16 protein-coding genes and 1 pseudogene are annotated in these 17,743 nt (G+C 61.2%); 8 read left to right on the top strand and 9 right to left on the bottom strand.

Annotation, left to right across the window (positions count from 1 at the left end; all coding sequences use genetic code 11):
- Positions 1–425 precede the first annotated feature (425 nt).
- Positions 426–1,376 (top strand): alpha/beta fold hydrolase, encoded by a 951-nt coding sequence (locus FHT69_RS07150; protein WP_097623434.1) that lies wholly within the window; start codon positions 426–428, stop codon positions 1,374–1,376.
- Here the strand turns inward: FHT69_RS07150 and FHT69_RS07145 are convergent.
- Both FHT69_RS07145 and FHT69_RS07140 read right to left on the bottom strand, forming a co-directional pair.
- Positions 1,365–2,279, bottom strand: a complete 915-nt coding sequence (locus FHT69_RS07145) for a LysR family transcriptional regulator (RefSeq protein ID WP_063475608.1) — start codon at positions 2,277–2,279, stop codon at positions 1,365–1,367. The genes FHT69_RS07150 and FHT69_RS07145 overlap by 12 nt on opposite strands.
- A 112-nt stretch (positions 2,280–2,391) precedes the next feature.
- Positions 2,392–3,081: a DUF599 domain-containing protein gene (locus FHT69_RS07140; protein WP_063475609.1), complete on the bottom strand. Its 690-nt coding sequence runs from the start codon at positions 3,079–3,081 to the stop codon at positions 2,392–2,394.
- Positions 3,082–3,473: 392 nt separating this feature from the next.
- Between FHT69_RS07140 and FHT69_RS07135 the strand changes: the two genes are divergently transcribed.
- Entirely contained in the window at positions 3,474–4,010 is a 537-nt protein-coding gene (locus FHT69_RS07135) for a PAS domain-containing protein (RefSeq protein WP_063475610.1), read from the top strand.
- 142 nt (positions 4,011–4,152) lie between these two features.
- Here the strand turns inward: FHT69_RS07135 and FHT69_RS07130 are convergent.
- The 6 genes and pseudogenes from FHT69_RS07130 to FHT69_RS07105 form a co-directional block, all read right to left on the bottom strand.
- Positions 4,153–4,571: pseudogene (locus FHT69_RS07130) on the bottom strand (universal stress protein); the annotation flags it as partial.
- Between the two features lie 55 nt (positions 4,572–4,626).
- Complete coding sequence (locus FHT69_RS07125) at positions 4,627–5,475, bottom strand: fumarylacetoacetate hydrolase family protein (protein WP_063475611.1); 849 nt, start codon at positions 5,473–5,475, stop codon at positions 4,627–4,629.
- Positions 5,476–5,517: 42 nt separating this feature from the next.
- Positions 5,518–6,828, bottom strand: a complete 1,311-nt coding sequence (locus FHT69_RS07120) for an MFS transporter (RefSeq protein WP_097544287.1) — start codon at positions 6,826–6,828, stop codon at positions 5,518–5,520.
- A gap of 51 nt (positions 6,829–6,879) precedes the next feature.
- Positions 6,880–8,457, bottom strand: a complete 1,578-nt coding sequence (locus tag FHT69_RS07115) for a bifunctional 3-(3-hydroxy-phenyl)propionate/3-hydroxycinnamic acid hydroxylase (RefSeq protein WP_097623433.1) — start codon at positions 8,455–8,457, stop codon at positions 6,880–6,882.
- A 30-nt stretch (positions 8,458–8,487) separates the two neighbouring features.
- A complete protein-coding gene (locus FHT69_RS07110) occupies positions 8,488–9,381 on the bottom strand; it encodes a VOC family protein (protein ID WP_097623432.1) in 894 nt (297 codons plus the stop codon).
- Positions 9,382–9,385: 4 nt separating this feature from the next.
- The gene (locus tag FHT69_RS07105) at positions 9,386–10,435 is read right to left on the bottom strand and encodes an amidohydrolase family protein (protein ID WP_097623431.1); all 1,050 of its coding nucleotides are present in this window, start codon (positions 10,433–10,435) and stop codon (positions 9,386–9,388) included.
- Between the two features lie 122 nt (positions 10,436–10,557).
- On the opposite strand from FHT69_RS07105, the gene FHT69_RS07100 reads away from it, so the two are divergent.
- The 6 genes from FHT69_RS07100 to FHT69_RS07075 all read left to right on the top strand — a co-directional run bounded on the left by FHT69_RS07100 (position 10,558) and on the right by FHT69_RS07075 (position 17,256).
- Positions 10,558–11,274 (top strand): GntR family transcriptional regulator, encoded by a 717-nt coding sequence (locus FHT69_RS07100; RefSeq protein WP_097623439.1) that lies wholly within the window; start codon positions 10,558–10,560, stop codon positions 11,272–11,274.
- Between the two features lie 143 nt (positions 11,275–11,417).
- On the top strand, positions 11,418–12,653 hold the full coding sequence (locus FHT69_RS07095; protein ID WP_097623430.1) for an ABC transporter substrate-binding protein: 1,236 nt from the start codon (positions 11,418–11,420) through the stop codon (positions 12,651–12,653).
- Between the two features lie 70 nt (positions 12,654–12,723).
- Positions 12,724–13,611 (top strand): carbohydrate ABC transporter permease, encoded by an 888-nt coding sequence (locus FHT69_RS07090; protein WP_063475617.1) that lies wholly within the window; start codon positions 12,724–12,726, stop codon positions 13,609–13,611.
- Positions 13,608–14,501: a carbohydrate ABC transporter permease gene (locus FHT69_RS07085; protein ID WP_063475618.1), complete on the top strand. Its 894-nt coding sequence runs from the start codon at positions 13,608–13,610 to the stop codon at positions 14,499–14,501. The genes FHT69_RS07090 and FHT69_RS07085 overlap by 4 nt, the downstream gene beginning before the upstream one ends.
- A gap of 2 nt (positions 14,502–14,503) precedes the next feature.
- Positions 14,504–15,571: an ABC transporter ATP-binding protein gene (locus tag FHT69_RS07080; RefSeq protein WP_063475619.1), complete on the top strand. Its 1,068-nt coding sequence runs from the start codon at positions 14,504–14,506 to the stop codon at positions 15,569–15,571.
- A complete protein-coding gene (locus FHT69_RS07075; RefSeq protein ID WP_097623429.1) occupies positions 15,571–17,256 on the top strand; it encodes a glycoside hydrolase family 3 protein in 1,686 nt (561 codons plus the stop codon). The genes FHT69_RS07080 and FHT69_RS07075 overlap by 1 nt, the downstream gene beginning before the upstream one ends.
- 25 nt (positions 17,257–17,281) lie before the next feature.
- Here the strand turns inward: FHT69_RS07075 and FHT69_RS07070 are convergent, their stop codons facing one another.
- Positions 17,282–17,716: a GlcG/HbpS family heme-binding protein gene (locus tag FHT69_RS07070; protein ID WP_049813423.1), complete on the bottom strand. Its 435-nt coding sequence runs from the start codon at positions 17,714–17,716 to the stop codon at positions 17,282–17,284.
- Between the last annotated feature and the right edge of the window lie 27 nt (positions 17,717–17,743).

Genomic DNA, 17,743 nt, shown 5'->3' with positions numbered 1-17,743 from the left:
CTATGCTTCAAAGAGGTCAGTGCTATGACACGTGTCCTTTCATGACATCGAGAGCCAACGGAGAGATATTCGACAAGGGCAAGCCCCAGATGACCACATAGGTCGCCACCTCGGACGCCCTGCCCTCGTCGATACTTCTTGCTGACGGGCGTTGAACCTAATCGGTTCGCGCTCCTCGTGCTCGTATTCGAGGAGTATCAGTTCTTCCTTATATTGTCGCGGTCGGCTGCCGGCGGCACCCCGGAAAAGTGAGAGGCACCCTCTCGTTGGAATATCCGCCTTGGGCAGCCGCGTTGCAGCGCCGCCGCCATCGAGAGGGTGCCTCTCACTTTCTCCGGCTACCGCGCGCTGACGCCGTGCTCAATTGTGTCAGGAGACAGCCGGCTCTGGGCTTTGGCTGACCGCCGTTCAGGAAAGGACCTCCTATGTCTAGGGACAAACCCGCAAATACGGCTGCATCGGTCGCAACAACTCCGACTTCCCGCACGTCTGAAACCATCGCTTCCCGAGAGGCCGCGCACGACGCCGTCGACTTCATCGAGATCGATGAGATCCTGACGCTGAGAAGGATGATTGTCCGAGCCCCGGCGCCGAAAGGCACCGTGCTTTTCCTGCATGGGTTTCCGGAAACGCTGACGGTCTGGAAGGACATCGCGACGATGCTTGCTCGCGACTACGACGTCCATGCCTTCGATTGGCCGGGCTACGGGCAGTCGTCGCGCCCGGTTCCTGAATTCTTTTCCTACGCGCCGAAGGCGTATGCCCAGGTGTTGAAAGCCTATCTCGAGCGGGCAGGCATCGACCGGTCGAACCTCGTGATCTATGCGACTGACATCGCCGCCCTCCCCGTTCTGTTGCTCGCTCTCGATGAGCCGACGATCGCCAGGCGGATCATCGTCGGAGACTTCGCGCCGTTCGACCGGCCGCAATACATGTGGGAGAACCTGCAGAACCTCAAAGCCGAGCCGACCGCCTCGCCGACGCGCGCCTACATGAACAAGACGAGCGACGAGATCCTTCAGAACGTGCACAGGCGCGGCCTCTCCCCCGCTGAGCAATTCGATCTACCTGTCGACGTCCAGCAAGACATGGCTCGCTCCTGGAGCCTCGACGGCGCGACGGCGGCAGATGCCTTCGCCCACTACTACGCGAATTTCACACGTGACCAGAACTTTCTCGAGGCCAACCTCGACCGGCTGAAGACGCCCGTGAGGGTGATCTGGGGCGAGAAGGACATCTACATCAGAAGCGAAATGGGCATCGAGTTCGCCGCCAAGATCGGTGCAAAAGTCGATACCCTGCCGGGCATCGGTCATTTCCCGCACCTTCAGAATCCGAAACAAACGGTTGAGGAAATCCACGCATCATTCAGATAATATTTGATTATCTTTATGGTTTGTCTGCACCCGCAACCGCGGCAGCGCCCAGTCGACGAAAGCCCGTACCTTCAAGGCGAGAAGCCCCTGGCGCGCGTAGACGATATGGATGGGCTGCGGTGCGCCGTCAAAGTCGCGCAAGATGGGAATGAGCGCGCCGGACGCCAGTTCGTCCGAAACCTGATAGTCGAACAGCCGCGCGATCCCTGCCCCGCCGACAGCCGCCGCAACACAATTCGCCGCGGTATTCACTTCCAGCCGGTTGCGGGGCACGGCCTCCATCGGCGTGCCGTCGACGTCGAATGTCCAGAAGAATGTCCGCTTGTTGAAGATGATCCCGTCGCGATGGATGAGATCGCCGGGACGCTCAGGCATGCCATGCCGCTTGATATAAGTGGGGCTCGCGCAGGTCAGCAGCCGGAACTCCCCGACCTTGGCGGCATGGAGGGAGCTGTCGGCGAGGTCGCCGAGACGGATCGCGATATCCACCTGCTCGGAGACGAGATCCACTGTGCGGTCGAGCGACAGAAGGTTCAGTGACACCTCCGGGTACTTCTCCATGAAGCTCAGCGCGACCGGCAGGACGTATCGGCTACCGTATTCGACCGGCGTCGTGATCGTCAGCACGCCTCGGGGCGTCTGGTATTCCCCGGACGCCCTTCGCTCGGCCTCCTCCAGATCCGCCATGATCTTTCGAGCCGCATCGACATAGTCGCGTCCGGCGTCCGTGAGCTGAAGATTGCGGCTGGTGCGGACGATGAGGTTCGCCCCAAGATGTCGTTCGAGCTCGGCCACCTTGCGGCTGACGCTCGGCAGTGGCGCGTTCAGCTTCCTGCTGCCGGCTGAGATGCTCCCGGCGTCGACGACCGCCAGCAATATGCGCATTGCTTCAAGACGATCCATCAGCCGCCGCCCATGAGATACCGCTTCTGTTTATTGTCGTACGAGTGTCGGACGTTCGCAACGTCCTCAACCGCACGCCCGCCAGATTACCACCTTGCGCCGAGCCGCAGGCCTAGTCGAGCAGCTTGCGTATGGCCATGATCCCCTTTGCCGCATCCGACCAGGACTGACGCCAGATCAACACGCCGACACTGAGGATGGTGGCGACAATGAACGGTATTGGCCCGATGAACCAGAACGCGGCTGCGACGGTGAAGTAGTAGGATCGGACGCCGACGCTGAACGATCGAAGCGCAGGGTTCAACACCAAAGTCAGAGCATTCGTCCAGCCGACAATGTCCCTGTCTTCATCGCGAGAGGGGCTCGCCCCGATCGCCGCCAGGCAGTAGTTGATCTGCCGGACCGCCCATATGAAATCGGATAGGCCCCGCAGCAGCGTCGCCATGATCAGGAGGACCTTGCACTGGAAAAACCAGGCGGGGTCCTGAGCCGCAAACATCGCAATCAGGCCACCCGATCCATAGTTCGGTTCCATGAAAAGCGCGCCGCTCAGCCCAACGATGACGATGAGATTGGCCGAGCCGAAGAAGGATGCCGAATTGATCGTGTGCCCGAGGATCGCGGCGTCGCCGATAAAGTTGTTGTCTCGCGTCAGCACCTCCCGCATCCAGGCCGCGCGAATGCGCACCATATCGACGGAAAGACTATCATTCTTCCTCGGCCACCCCACGGCCATCAAAGGCTCGACCGCCACCCAGACAAGAAGAAAGAAAACAATCGCCGCGACGTTCAGAAAATCCATGGTGCCCCCGAACTTTACGTGGATTTTCTGAAACACTACTTCGCGGCAGCGGCAGCTCCAAGCACGTATCGCCGCTCCCCGGGGTTCTTTCCGCCGGTTCCGCTGCCCGCCGGACGTGGGCTGCGGGCGATGTGCGTTCAAGCCTGCCATTCATCCGCCACAGATTGACCCCATCAAACATGGATCGCTGCCAAGCAAGGAAACGCTAGTCGGCGCTTGGAACCTCCCTGCTGTTGCGTCCGATGGAAACGCGGCTAAGATCTAAGATCTAAGATCTAAGATCTAGGATCGAGGGTGAAATGGTCGACCGCTTTGATCGAGCGTGTCGTATTTTTTCAAGAGCCGGGTGACGGGTTATTTGGCAGCATTGGCGAGCAGACTGGGGATGGCGAATGAACCTTGTCGACGGAGCTTTTGGAACCTCCGAATTTCCTCTCTCTGAAGAGGCTGGCATCTTCACCTGGGTGTTGGCGACCGACACGGTTTATGCGGATACGGCGCTGGCAAATCTCTTTGGCCTTGATCCGGAAGAGACCATCGCGGGGCTGCCGGTCATGCGATATCTCGACCGGATTCACCCGGACGACAAGCCATCCGTGGCCAAGGCGATTTCAGAATCGGTGATCACAGGAAATCCGTACCGCCATGACTACCGGGTGTTTGACCGAAGCGGGCAAATGGTCACCGTGGCCGCCTTCGGCCGGTGCTTCAGGGATGAAGCCGGAAACCCGTCGCAATATGCGGGCATCGTATTCCCGACGAACGACCACATCCACCAAGACCACCAGAAGGACCAATTGTCTGTTCACTGCCGTGAGGCGCTGAAAATTGCGCAGTCATCCGGCCTGCAGGCGACGGCCAATGCGCTTGAAGCAATTCTCAAAGAGCTTGCCAAGCCGATGCCTTCGGACTTCGCGCAGATTCATTGAATCCTCCCAAGCGTTCGTTGTCGCATCCGACTCTCGGTGATCGCTATGGTTTGTGCGAGCCTTGCTTACCTCCCGTGCAAGGCGCTCTTCTCCAGGAGTGATCGATGTTGCAGTCATCGGCAATGCCTTGCGCGCATTGTAATCAGTGGCAAAGAAGGGCGGGCATTTCGAGGCGGCTCAACAGCGACCGTGTGACCCCTCCGAGACGAATTCGCGCAGTCTCGAATGACCGAATGCGCCCGCGACGAGTAAATCGGCCTTGCGTTCTGGGGCCATCGATTGAATGACGCTGGCTGGCGAGTCTCCCTTCGCTTGCATGGCCACGACGTCGACGGCAAAACCAGCTTTGCCGAATGCCGACGCAAGGTGGTCTCGACTGCGCTCGTCAATCTGCTTGTCGTCGGTGACGGAAATCAGGACAACGCGCGAGGCCTGTTCCAGAAGCAATCTGGCGCCTGTCAATGCCCTTGCGGCAGTGGCTCCTCCGTCCCAGACGACGGCGACAGCATCGATGCGGCCGCAGCAATTGTCCGTTGGCTGTAACGCAGCCAACGGGACGCCGACGGACGAGTCAGATGTTCCTCACTGCCGAGGTATCGCGGCACGCCGACTTTCGTCAGCACGTCTCGTCGACGATTGGATTGCGCAGGCTGCCAAGCCGATCGACCTCGACTTCGACCACGTCTCCCGGCTTCATCCAAAGCGGCGGATTGCGCTTGGCGCCGACCCCACCCGGCGTACCGCTGACGATGACGTCGCCGGCTTCGAGCCGGGTGAAGGCGGAGCAATATTCGATCTGGCGCGCAATATCGAAGATCATCTGGCTGAAGGTCGCGTCCTGCACCACCTCGCCGTTCAAGCGCGTCTGCAGCCGCAGCTCGCCAAGCGGGCCGAGTTCGCCCGGCGTCATCATCCATGGACCGAAGGCGCCGGTATCTGGAAAGTTCTTGCCCGGGGTGAACTGGTGCGTATGTCGCTGGAAGTCGCGGATGCTGCCGTCATTGTAGCATGCATAACCGGCGACATGGTTCATGGCTTCGGCGTACGGAATGTAGCGGCCGGGTTTGCCGATGATGACGGCCAGTTCGCCTTCAAAATCGAGTTCGGTCGAGACCTTCGGGCGTATGATCGGAGCGAGGTGTCCTGTCTGGCTATTGGCATAGCGGGCGAAGATGGTGGGGTTCTCCACCTCCGAACGGCCGGTTTCCTTGCGATGCATTTCGTAGTTCAGGCCGACGCAGAGGATTTTGTCGGGATTGGGAATGACCGGCAACCATTCGACCGCGTCGACAGGCGTGGCGGCCGCGGCAGCAGCGGCCTCGGCAACGCCGTCAAAGCCAGCAGCGACAGCCGATTTGAGGTCGGCATAGCGGGCCGAGAGCGCGGCGCCGACATCGAGGAAGCGTTCGCCTTCCACGACGCCCCAGGTCGTTCGGCCGGCGATCTTGACGGTGGACAATCTCATGACTTCTTCTCCTGTCTGTGATCAGAATTTCCTGCGCGCCGTTCAGACCCGCTGCATTTGTTCGGTGAAGCGCGTCATCCTGCCGAAGCGCTCGATGGTGCGGTCCGGGAAGATCAGCGCGAAGGCGGAAATTGCACCAATGATGAGGATGCCGGCGGTGAACAGCATGGCGTTCGCATAACCGGCAGCCACATGGTCGGGTCCTGCGGCCTGCACGATCATGCCGGTGACGGCGTTTGACGCGAGTGCGGAGATGGCGTTCGCCGAATAGATCACGACGATCAGCCGGCCGCGTTGGGCGGCGGGCGCCACGCTGCCGAGCGTGATCGGGCCGTAGATCGTCGTCAGGCTCGGCGCGGCAAAGGCGATCGCGATCAGTACCAGTTGCAGCGGGCCGCTCACATGAACGGAGGCGATGAGCGCCACGCCGCTGACAAGCAGTGCGTAACCAGAGGTGCTGCCGAGCGTCGTGCGCTTGCTGACGCCACTCTGCAGCATCCGCTGCGCAATCCATGAACCGACGAGCAGCAACGGAGACTGGAAGATGTAGACGGCCGAGATGACTGAACCGGTCTCAGTCTGCGAATAGCCGAGGCCTTGCTGCAGGAAGGGTGGCAGCCAGGTGGCCGACATGCCGACGATCCAGTAGGACATGGTGGACATGATGATGACGCCGATCACGGTCGGATCGAGCCAGAGCTTGCGGGCCGGAACCGGCGAATCTCCGACAGTGGCGCGAACTTTTTCATTCTCCGTGCCCGCATGCGGCCCTTCGCCGCCGATGAGCAGCCAGGCCGCGATCCAGACAATGCCGATGAGGCCGCAGAACAGGAAGCCCGAACGCCAGCCGTGGCTGACGATGATATAAGTGAGGATCGGACCGCCGGCGAGCAGGCCGACGCTGATGCCCTGCAGCACGACGGCGCTCGGCACACTGCGCTTTTCCGGGCTGAACCAGTTATGGCAGGCATGCAATGCCGTCGGCAGGCCGGGTCCCTCGCCAAGGCCGAGCAGGATGCGGCAGGCGATCAGGACCGTCACCGAACTGGTGAAATAGATCGGGATCTGGGCGATCGACCAGATCGCCGCCAGAATGACGAGGATCCACTTGACCGGCATGCGGCCGATCACGAAAAGGCCGACAAGGACGCCGGAGATCGAAAACAGCAAAAAGAAGCTGCTGCCGATCAGCCCGAACTGCTGTGGCGAAATCCCAAGCTCCTTCATCATCGGCACCGCCGACAGCCCGAAGACGAGCTTGTCGAAAAAGTTCAGCGTCTGGAACAGAAAGAGAAGGGCAAGAACGGCAAAGGGGCGCCATTTGCCTGAGGTAACAGTGGTTGGTTCGGTCATATCTTCCTCCCAGAAACCGATTGAACTTCAATGTGTGACAGGCCCTGCTCTTCAGGCGAGGCGAGCATGCAGATCCGCGATCTGCTGGCGAAGCGCCTGAACGTTCTGGGCAGCGCCGAAAACATAGTGGTCAGGACGCACCAGTGCGGCGATTGCGCCATGCCGGTCGAACCAAGCGGAAAGCACGCCATCCTTCTCGCGAAGGGCCGAGGGATCGACTGTCTCCGCACCTTCAGGGACGACGGTCTTGATCACGATCCCATCGATCTCCCCGGCAAATGCTTCTCCCTCCCCGGCCCCGATCCGGCGGCCGTCGAGGATGAGCCGCCAATTCGGGCCGGTGAAATGATCCAGCAGGCGCGTGGAAGCGCCTTCGACGATGGCGGGCTGCGGAAAGAGCAGCCCCCGCGCCGACGTTCCCGCCGCGGCAAGCAGACCTTCTTCGATCGGCGGAACGATTTCCTGGCGGGTAATGGTCGGCGGCTTGCCGCCGCCCTCGGCGAGAATGCGAGCATCGCGCGCGGCCGCTGCCGCCGGATCGCGTTCGCAGATCATCTGGCCGATCGCCTTGATCTTGCCGGTCAGGGTCTGCACGTGGCGCTTGCGCTCGACCGTATAGGTATCGAGCAGCGCTTCCGAGGATTGTCCCGTCAGCACGCGGTCCAGCCGCCAGACGAGATTGGAAACGTCGCGCAAGCCCTGGCACATGCCCTGCCCGATAAAGGGCGGCTGCTGGTGAGCGGCATCGCCGGCGATCAACACCCTGCCGCGGCGCCATTCATCGGCCACCAGCGCATGGAAGCGATAGGCAGCGGCGCGCCAGAGTTCGCCCTCTTCTGACGTGAGCCAGGGCGACAGCAACCGCCAGACGTTTTCGGATCTTTCCATTTCGCGCGGATTTTCGCCGGGCAGCAGCATGATTTCCCAACGGCGATGGTTCTTCGGCCCCATGATATAGCTGGTCGGCCGCGAGGGATCGCAGAATTGCGCCGAGGTCTGCGGCAGCTTGGTGAGTGCGGCATCATGCACTTGCACGTCCACCACCAGCCAGGGCTCGTCGAAGGTAAGATCCTCGAGCGTCATGCCGGACAGTTCGCGAACCCGGCTCGAAGCGCCGTCGCAACCGACCAGGTATTTTGCCGCGACCGTCCGGGACTTGCCGGAGGCGTCCCTCAGCGTTGCAACGACCTGATCGGCCTGCGGATCGAGATCGGTCATCTCGGTTCCGAGTTCGACCGTGACGCAATCGAAGCTTTCGGCATGCCGCCTGAGCACGGCCTCGACCGGAGGCTGGGTGAACACCATGCTTGGCGTGTAGCCGAGCGGATAGGGCGCGGGCACCATGTCGATGCGGCGAATGAGTTGCCCCTGTGCGCCGAAGTGCTGGGAAGCGGTGAAGGGCGCGATATGGGGCAGTACGTCGTCGGCGATGCCCATATTGTCGAAATGGCGCAGGATCTCGTGGTCGATGGCAATGGCGCGGGGCTTGTCATAGATGTCAGTCAGCCGGTCGACGATAAGAGTGGAATGACCGCGCGCGCCCAGCATGCCGGCAGCCACGGCGCCGGCCGGGCCGAAGCCGACCACCAGCACGTCATAACGATGGGAAATGTTGTTCTCGCTATTCAACGGAATGCCTCTGCTATGATGATGGCCGCGTCAGGCGCCGGAAAATCCGATGGAAATCTGTGCCTTCTTGCAGGCGTCGCTCTTGGGGGCGGCGATGCCCCAATGATCGGTGCGGCCCGGCGGCCAGACCCATTCGTCCGGACCCCGCACGCGATAATCATCGTCCACCTCCAGAACCTCAGCGGTGTATTCGACCACGACGCCCTGCGGATCGACGAAGTAAGCAAAGACATTGTCGCCCGGCCCGTGGCGGCCGACGCCCCAGCCGATCGGGTAACCGTGATCGACCACCCGGCCGGAGCCGCGCATGACCGATTCGAGATCGGGCATGAGGAAGGCGATATGGTTCAAACCGTTCACCGGCGCTTCCGCCAGCACGACGGCGTGGTGATCGTCATTGCAGCGCAGGAAGGCCATCAGCTTCGACCGGTCGGTCAGGCGGAAGCCCAGGACATCGCGGTAGAAATCCGAAAGGGCCTCGATGTCAGCGCTGTTGATATTGACGTGCGCGAGGCGTTCCGGCCGGTTGGCGACGACTGTGCCCGCCTTCCTGTCGTCGCCATAGACGAATTCCAGCACCGAACCCTGCGGCTCCCGAACGACGAAGCGCTCCCCGCCGGACGGTGCGTCGGCAGGTCCCGGCTCACGCATCGTGACGCATCCCGCCGCAACGGCCTTTGCAAAAAGCGACTTCAGATCTTCGGCGGAATGGACGCGGAACGTGATCTTGCGCAGTTCCGAGCGGTCGCTCGGCTTCAGTTCCAGCACATGGAAATCGTCGCCGGTCGCGGCGAGGAAAACCTTGCCGCCGGCTTCGGCGACCACGTCCAGTCCCCAGACCCGGCTATAAAAATCGACGGATGCAGCCAGGTCGGGCGTGCCGAGTTCGACGCTGCGCAGGGCGGTGACGGGAAAGTCGGACATCTGATCAAACCTCATCCAGGGCAAGGAAGGCCTGCGCGTTCCTGAAGGACAGCCGTTCGCGCAGTCCTGTGTCGGCGAAAGCGGCCTCGATGCGCGCAACGGGCTGCTGGTCGCGAAAATTGAAGGGGTAGTCCGTGCCGAGCAACACGCGTTCCTCTCCGAAAACTGAAACCAGGCGGCGCAGCGTGTCCGTATCGAAGACGAGAGAGTCGACGTAGAGCCGGCGGGCCTGTGCCGAGGGCGGTTCAGCCATCGTTTCCTTCAGAGCCGGGAAAGCCGCATAGCCCTGCTCCAGCCTCGGCAGAAGCGAGGCGAGCGTGCCGCCGCCATGGCTGAAGGCGATCCGTAGTTGGGGGAATTTCAACAGCAGCCCACCGGTGATCACCGAGGCCGCGGCCAGCCCCACATCGGTGGGATAGCCGAGCACCTGCTGAAGCGGCGCCGGCCCGACGAGCCGGTCCATGCCGGCCGGTCGCACCGCATGGACGAAGACGGCCGCTCCAAGCTTCTCTGCTTCCGCAAAGAACGGATGGAACCTGGGATCGCCGACCGGAACGCCATTTATATTGCTGCCGATCTCGACGCCGCGAAAGCCTGGGGTACTGACCGTGCGGTGCAGCTCGGCGATAGCAAGGTCGATATCCTGCAGGGGGACGCCGGCCAGCCCGACGAAACGCCCCTCTCCTTCCGCAACGAGTGCTGCAATCGCGTCGTTGACGTGACGGAGGAGGTCGTTGGCCGCGTTGGTTTCCATCCAGTAGCCGAAAAGTTCCGGCATGGGTGAAAGTGCCTGAAGCCTTATGCCGCTACGGTCCATGTCTTCGAGCCGCCGTTCGGCGACCCAGCAGGCGTCGCTGACCGTGCGATAGGGCTTCTCGTCGATGACGACGGTGGCATGGCAATCGCCCGAGGCGACCATAGAGGGAAAGCCGCGCACCGGCGCGCCACTAGCCGGCAGCGGAAAACGTGCCGGCACGACATGGCAGTGAATGTCGATGCCACAGCAGCCGCAACCGCTGTCGAACCGCCCTGCGCTTTGCTTGCCTACGCTCACGCTGTCCTCCTGTGCTGCTTTCGAATAATATCCATAAACGCTCGTGTAAAGTAAAAATTTATAAATTTTACGAATTGCATGTGGTCGTGTATATGAAAACAGATTTGAACAATGGACTCGATATGGACGCAGATGCGCTGAACAGGGGGCCGGAGAGCCCCGCAACACTGGCAACCAGCATTTACGAACGGCTGAAGGCCGACATCCTGTCCGCGCGCTTGGAACCCGGACGCAAGCTGCAACTGCGCTTCCTGATGGAGCAATACGAAGCGGGGCAAACGCCCTTGCGGGAGGCGTTGAACCGCCTAACCACCGAGGATCTGGTCATCGGCAAGGAGCAGCGTGGCTTCTTCGTGAAACCGATCAGCTTGGGGGAATTGGGGGAGCTGACCAAAACCCGCTGCTGGGTGGAAGGTCTGGCTTTGCGGGAGTCGCTCGCAAACAGCACACCGGCATGGGAGGAAGCCCTTCTCGTTGCGCACCACAGGCTGGAGCGCGCACCTCGCTCATTGAACCCGGAGCGGTTCGAGAGCAATCCGGAATGGGAGCGGCTGCATCGCGCCTTCCACGCGCAGCTCATCGGCGGCTGCGGCTCGCGACCGTTGATCGGCTTCTGCGAACAGCTCGCCGACCGGCTTCATCGCTATCGCTCACTGTCCAGCCGCAAGGCGTTTCGCGTGCGCAACGTAGCGCAGGAGCATGCGGATATTCTGAAAGCCGTGCTCGATCGCAATAGCGACGAGGCTGTACGCTTGCTGCAGCAGCACTACGAACAGACCGCCGATTTCATCAGGGCCGACCTCGAAAGCGACCCCCCGGACGCTGCGTCGCCCACCTGACGGTTGAGCTTGAGAAACTATGAACGCTGTCTGAGTGTCGAAAAGATCTATAATTTCTGATTATGGTATTTGCTAAATCCATTATTGGACGAATGATAATGCGCTCCTGAATAATCCGCCGCGGAATTCAGGAGGAGAAGACAGTGATTTTCAAATTGCTTTTTACTGCGACCACTGCAGTCGCGCTTTGCTTCGCAGCCTCTGCGAATGCAGATGAGATCAAGGCTGAGGTAATTCATCAGTGGACCTCCGCCGCCGAGTCGGCCGGCGTCAAGGTTCTGGCCCAGAAGTTCACCGAGCTTGGGGGAAGCTGGGTCGACAATGCCATATCAGGCGGACCGAACGCCCGCGCGACGGCCGTCAACCGGGTGGTCGGCGGCAACCCACCCGCCGCCATGCTGTTCAATACCGGTGCCCAGTTTATCGAACTCCAGGAAAACGAACTGCTTCGTGATCTGACGGAGACCGCCACGGCCGACAACTGGCAGGAAAAAATGCCGCAAGCCCTGCTGAATTCGGGCACGGTCGACGGCAAGATCTGGGCGCTTCCGATCTCCGGCAACGGCGCCAACTGGTTCTGGTTCAACAAGCCGATCCTCGACAAAATAGGCGTGTCGACGCCCAAGACCTGGGACGAGGTATTTGCTGCGCTCGACAAGGCCAAGGCGGCTGGCCTCATTCCTTTCGCGCCCTCCGGGGAGCCGCGCTGGGAGCGGCTGATGTTCAATGCCGTCGTGCTCGGCGTTGCAGGGCGCGAAACCTATGATGCGGTTATCTACAAGAGGGATGCGGCAGCGGTGCGGGGCGACAAGTTCAAGGCCGCCGTCAAAGTGTTCGAAAAGCTCAAGGACTATGCCGATGCCGGCTCGCCGGGGCGCTCCTGGCCGGATTCGACCAACCTCGTCATCTCAGGCAAGGCGCTTATGACCCAGGGCGGCACATGGTTGAACGGAGCCTTTGCTGCTGCCGGGAAATCGGCCGGCAGCGACTATGAATGTGCAATCATCGGCGCCGATCAGGGCATGATCATCTCGGGTGACGTGTTCCTGTTCCCCGAACCCGCGGATGATGCGATGGCCAAGGCGCAGGATCTGCTCCTCAAGACCTTCACGGATATTCCGACACAGACCGCCTTTGCGGTTGCCAACGGTACGATCCCTATCCTGAAGGGCGCCGATACGTCCAAGCTCAACAGCTGTATTGCGCAAGCGTCGCATTATTTCAGCGACGCCAAGCTCGCAACGGCGGGCGACCAGATGATGTTCCCGCCGGCCGTTGTCGGTGCCGTTGAGGATGCGATCACCCGCTTCTGGAGCAAGGGCGGCCTGACTGCCGACCAGTTCATCGAGGCCTATGCGAACGGGCTCTCCGCGAGCTGACGCAACCGCTTCGGGGGGAGCGTATTCCGTCGCCTCCCCCGAACGACTGAGATATTCGGAGTCCCCAGCCGTGTTCGCAACGTCGCCTTCAAACAGTCGCCTTCAAGCGACCCTGACACTTGTTCCCGTCGCATTCGTCGTTTTGTCGGTCTATGTCGGAGGCGTTCTATGGGCGGCGGGCATATCCTTCACCCGGTCCTCCATGCTGCCCAATTACAGGTTTGCCGGTTTCACCCAGTACATAAACCTGTTCTCCAACGCCCGGTGGCATGTCTCGCTTACCAATATGGCCCTGTTCGCTGTGATTTTCATCCCGGTCACGCTGTTCATCGGCTATTCGCTCGCCGCCATGATCAACCGCGGCGTCCGCGGTGAGAACGCGCTGCGGACGATCTACCTCTATCCCTTCGCCATGTCCTTCATCGTCACCGGCTTGGTATGGCGCTGGCTATTCGATCCGAATTACGGCATTGCCGACGTTGCTCGCAAGCTCGGCTTCGAGAATGCCTCCTTCGACTGGATCGTCAATGCGGATACGGCGATCTTTACGATCATCTTCGCAGCCGTCTGGCACTCGTCCGGCCTGGTCATGGTCGTTCTCCTCGCCGGGCTACGCGGCGTCGACGACGATCTGTGGAAGGCGATCCGCATCGAGGGCATCCCCGCCTGGAAGGCGCATCTCTATATCATCGTCCCGAGTATCGGCGCGAGCATCACGACTGCGCTGGTCCTGATGTGTCTGACGGTCGTGCGCCTCTTCGACGTCGTGGTTGCCATGACCGGCGGCGGACCGGGCATTGCAACCGATGTGCCGGCCAAGTTCATCATCGATCACATGTTCGAACGCCAGCAGGTGGGCCTTGCATCCGCCGCGGCCACCACGCTGCTGCTTCTCGTCCTGCTGGTCTCCGTGCCGCTTCTCTATCTCAAGAACCGTCGCAAGGGAGCTGTCGAATGACCACTGAAAACGGCCGCGCTCCCGTACACCGCAATGCCTATGCCGCCCCGCTGTCGCGCGCATTGACCTACGTTTTGCTGATCGCAATCGCGATCGTGGTGCTGATCCCGCTCTACGTGATGATCGTGACGGCCTTCAAGTCGATGGAGGAGATCCGGACGGGCACGCTGCTGTCCCTGCCCCATGCGCTGACCTTCGAATATTGGTCCAAGGCCTGGAATTCTGCCTGTACGGGACTGCGTTGCGAGGGTCTCAAAGTCGGCTTCGTGAATTCCGTGCTGATCACCATTCCGAGCGTCGCCCTTGCCATCGCAGCCGGCGCGGTCACCGGTTATGCGCTGAGCTTCTGGCGGGTGCGCTTTGCCAACGTGCTTTTCACCGTGCTGCTGATCGGCGGCTTCTTTCCCTATCAGGTGCTGATCTATCCGCTCGTGCACATCACTTCCACCATCGGCCTGTTCAATTCACTGGCCGGCGTGATCGCGGTGCATGTCGTATTCGCTCTGCCCGTCGTGACGCTGCTGTTCCGCAATTATTTCGCAACGATCCCGATCGATCTCTTTAAGGCCGCTCGTGTCGACGGTGCCGGCTACTGGCGCTTCTTCTTCTCCATCCTGTTGCCGATGTCGGTTCCGATGATCGCCGTCGCCGGCATCCTGCAGGTCACCTTCATCTGGAACGACTACATCGTCGGCCTCGTCTTCGGCGGCATCAACTATGCGCCGATGACCGTCCAGCTCAACAATATCGTGCACTCCACCTATGGCGAGCGGGAATACAATGTGGAGATGGCGGCAACGCTGCTCACCTCGATCATCCCGCTTCTCGTTTACTTCACCTCGGGCCGTTGGTTTGTCCGCGGCGTGGCCTCCGGTGCCGTGAAAGGCTAATCATGACAGGCGTTCAACTGCGAAATCTCGGCATCCGCTACGGGCAGGTCGAGGTCCTCAAAGGCATAGATCTCGACATTCCGCCGTCGGAATTCATCGTCCTGCTCGGGCCTTCCGGCTGCGGCAAGTCCACGCTTCTGAATGCGATCGCCGGGCTCCAGGACGTTGCCGAAGGGCAGATCCTGATCGGCAGTCACGACATGACCAATGTCGAGCCGAAGAACCGCGGGATCGCGATGGTTTTCCAGTCTTACGCGCTCTATCCTCGGATGAGCGTGCGGGGAAATCTGAGTTTCGGCCTGAAAGTCGCCGGGACCGCCAAGCCGGAAATCGAAAAGCGCGTCGCCAATGCGGCAAGGATGCTGCAGATCGAACCCTTGCTGGACCGCAAACCGTCGGAACTTTCCGGCGGCCAGCGGCAGCGCGTGGCGATCGGCCGCGCCGTCGTGCGCGACGCGGGCGTGTTTCTCTTCGACGAACCGCTCTCCAACCTCGACGCCCAATTGCGCTCAGACCTACGCGTCGAGATCAAGCGTCTTCATCAGCGGCTCAAGTCGACGATGATCTATGTGACCCACGACCAGATCGAGGCGATGACGCTTGCCGACCGCATCGTCGTCATGAAGGACCGGATCATCCAGCAGCAGGGCACGCCAGACGAGATCTACAACAAGCCGGCGAACACCTTCGTCGCCCGTTTCGTCGGCTCGCCCGCCATGAATTTCCTCGACGCCGCCGTTGAAGGCGGCGATGTGATCATCGACGGCAAGGCGGTGCGCATCACGTCCGCGCTGCAAGCGCCGCTGGCCAACGGCCGAAAGGTGATCGTCGGCATCCGCCCCGAAGACGTCGTGCTCCATGCAGAAGAGGCCGCATCGGGCGTGGCGGTCGAGGTCGACGTCGTCGAGCCGATGGGAGCCGAAAAGCTCGTCTGGTGCAAACGCGGCAGCATTGGCATCTGCGCCAAGACATCAGCCTCCGTCAGCATAAAACCCGGCGACAAGGCGTGGCTCGGCCTGTCCGAGGATCGCCTTCACATATTTGACGCAGACAGCGGAAAGCGGGTTTGATGACCGAGACCATCCTTGAAAAGCTTGCAGGACATCCCTTCCATCTCGATGACACGGCTCTTGCGTGGGTGAGATCCACTTTCGACAGCCTGTCGCTGGACCAAAAGCTCGGGCAGATCATGCTGCCTCTTTGCCGCGACCTCTCGCCGGAAAATCTCTCGGCCCCGCTGCAGCGCCATGTCGGCGGCATTCATCGCATGCCCTCCCGTTCCGAGCAGGAATTGCGCGACAGCGCGCAATTCCTTCAGTCGCAGACGGCGATACCGCTCCTGATGAGCTGCGACATCGAGTTCTCGGAGAAGAGCAGCGTTGCGGCCGGAACGCCCTACCTCAACCAGATGGCCATCGCTGCGACGGGAGACGCCGAGCATGCGCGGCGCATGGGTGTCGTTGCGGCGCGCGAGGGCGGTTTTCTCGGCTTCAATATCTCCTGGACGCCGGTTGCCGATCTTGCGGTCAATTTCCGTTCGAACGTGGTCAACACCCGGTCATTCGGCGCGGATGTCTCGACAGTCATGGCAATGACGACGGCCTATCAGCAAGGCGCCCGCTCGGCGGGTTTCGCAAGCTCGATCAAGCATTGGCCGGGTGACGGCATCGACGACAGGGACCAGCATTTCGCCACCACCCACAATACGATGCCGATGGAAGAGTGGCGCCGGACGTTTGGCAAAATCTATGCCGACGCCTTTGCGAAGGGGGTGCAGGTCGTCATGGCAGGCCACATCACCCTTCCCGCCTACACGGCCGAGCTGGGATCGTCGGCCCTGAGCCCCGCCCATATGCCTGCGTCGCTCAACTTCGACCTCACCACCACCCTTCTCAGAGAAGAGCTGGGTTTCAATGGCCTGGTCGTTTCCGATGCCTCCGGCATGGTCGGCTTCAATGCGCGCGGCGCGCGGCGGGAACTCGTGCCGCTCTGCATCGCCTCGGGCTGCGATATCCTGCTGTTCCCGGCTGATCTCGACAAGGATCTCGGCTATATCAGGGAAGGCCTTCAGAACGGTCTTCTCAAGCAGGAGCGTGTCGATGAAGCGGTCTTGCGTGTGCTTGCGCTCAAAGCATCGATGAAGCTCCACGAGACCGGCGGCCATCCCCCGGAGGCGGAAGATCGCCCGCGGCTGCTCGGCGGCGCCGAGCATGCCGCATGGTCGAAATCGGCCGCGGAGGCCGGGATCACGCTGGTCAAGGACCAGCAGGCTCTGCTGCCGCTTGATCCGAGCCGGCACAAACGTATCCTGCTGGCGCAACTGGAAAGCCGGATGAGCCCTTCCGGCCCACTGCCGCAACTGCGCGTGGCCGATATGCTGCGCGAACGGGGTTTTGACGTCACGCTCTATCGCCGGGGCGATGCTATCGATCCGGCCGCCCACGATATCGGCATGTATCTGATGGCCGAGGAAGGTGTGTCCGCCAAGGAAAACCTGGGGCCGCGCTGGGAGGACCTGCACGGCTTGTTCCCGCTTTCGATGCAAAGACTGTGGGACTATCTTCCCACAGTCTACATCTCGCTCGGCACGCCGTTCCTGCTGTATCACATGCCGGAATGCAGAACCTTCGTGAACGGCTATGCCGCCGTGCCGCCGGTGCAGCAGGCGCTGGTGAAGGCTCTAATCGGTGAAATTCCGTTCGCAGGACAAAGCCCCGTCGATGCAGCTTGCGGTCTGCAGGAGGCTTCCCTTTAAATGAACAGGCGAATTCTTCCAGAAATCAATCTGCAAGTTTTGCGATAGGCCGGAACCCGGCCTTCTCGATGCCGGCAATGGCGCAAAGCTCGTCATTGTCTCCGAGATCGCCGGAAATTCCGACCGCGCCGATGATGTGCCCTTGTCCATTGGCGATCAAGACACCGCCCGGAGAAGGCACCATGCGCCCACCACTGACGGCCGATAGAACCGTGACGAATGTTGGGTTCTTGCCGGCGCGTTCCGTCAATTCGCGCGACCCGAATCCCATGCCGAGCGAGCCCCAGGCTTTTCCGAAGGCGATGTCGAAACGAACGATGCCGGCCCCGTCCTCGCGTTTATACGCGACCAGATGGCCACCGGCGTCGAGGACGGCGACAGCCAGAGGCGCGAGACCACGGGTCCGTCCTTCCGCAAGGGCGGTGTCGATGATGGTTGAGGCATCGGAAAGTTTGAACATGACAAGATCCATCTATTCAAAAGACAA

Source organism: Rhizobium sp. BK008, assembly GCF_014197345.1.
Taxonomy (GTDB): Bacteria; Pseudomonadota; Alphaproteobacteria; order Rhizobiales; family Rhizobiaceae; genus Rhizobium; species Rhizobium anhuiense.
Note: the sequence above shows the minus strand (reverse complement) of the source record. Positions and strands in the feature narration are given on the sequence as shown.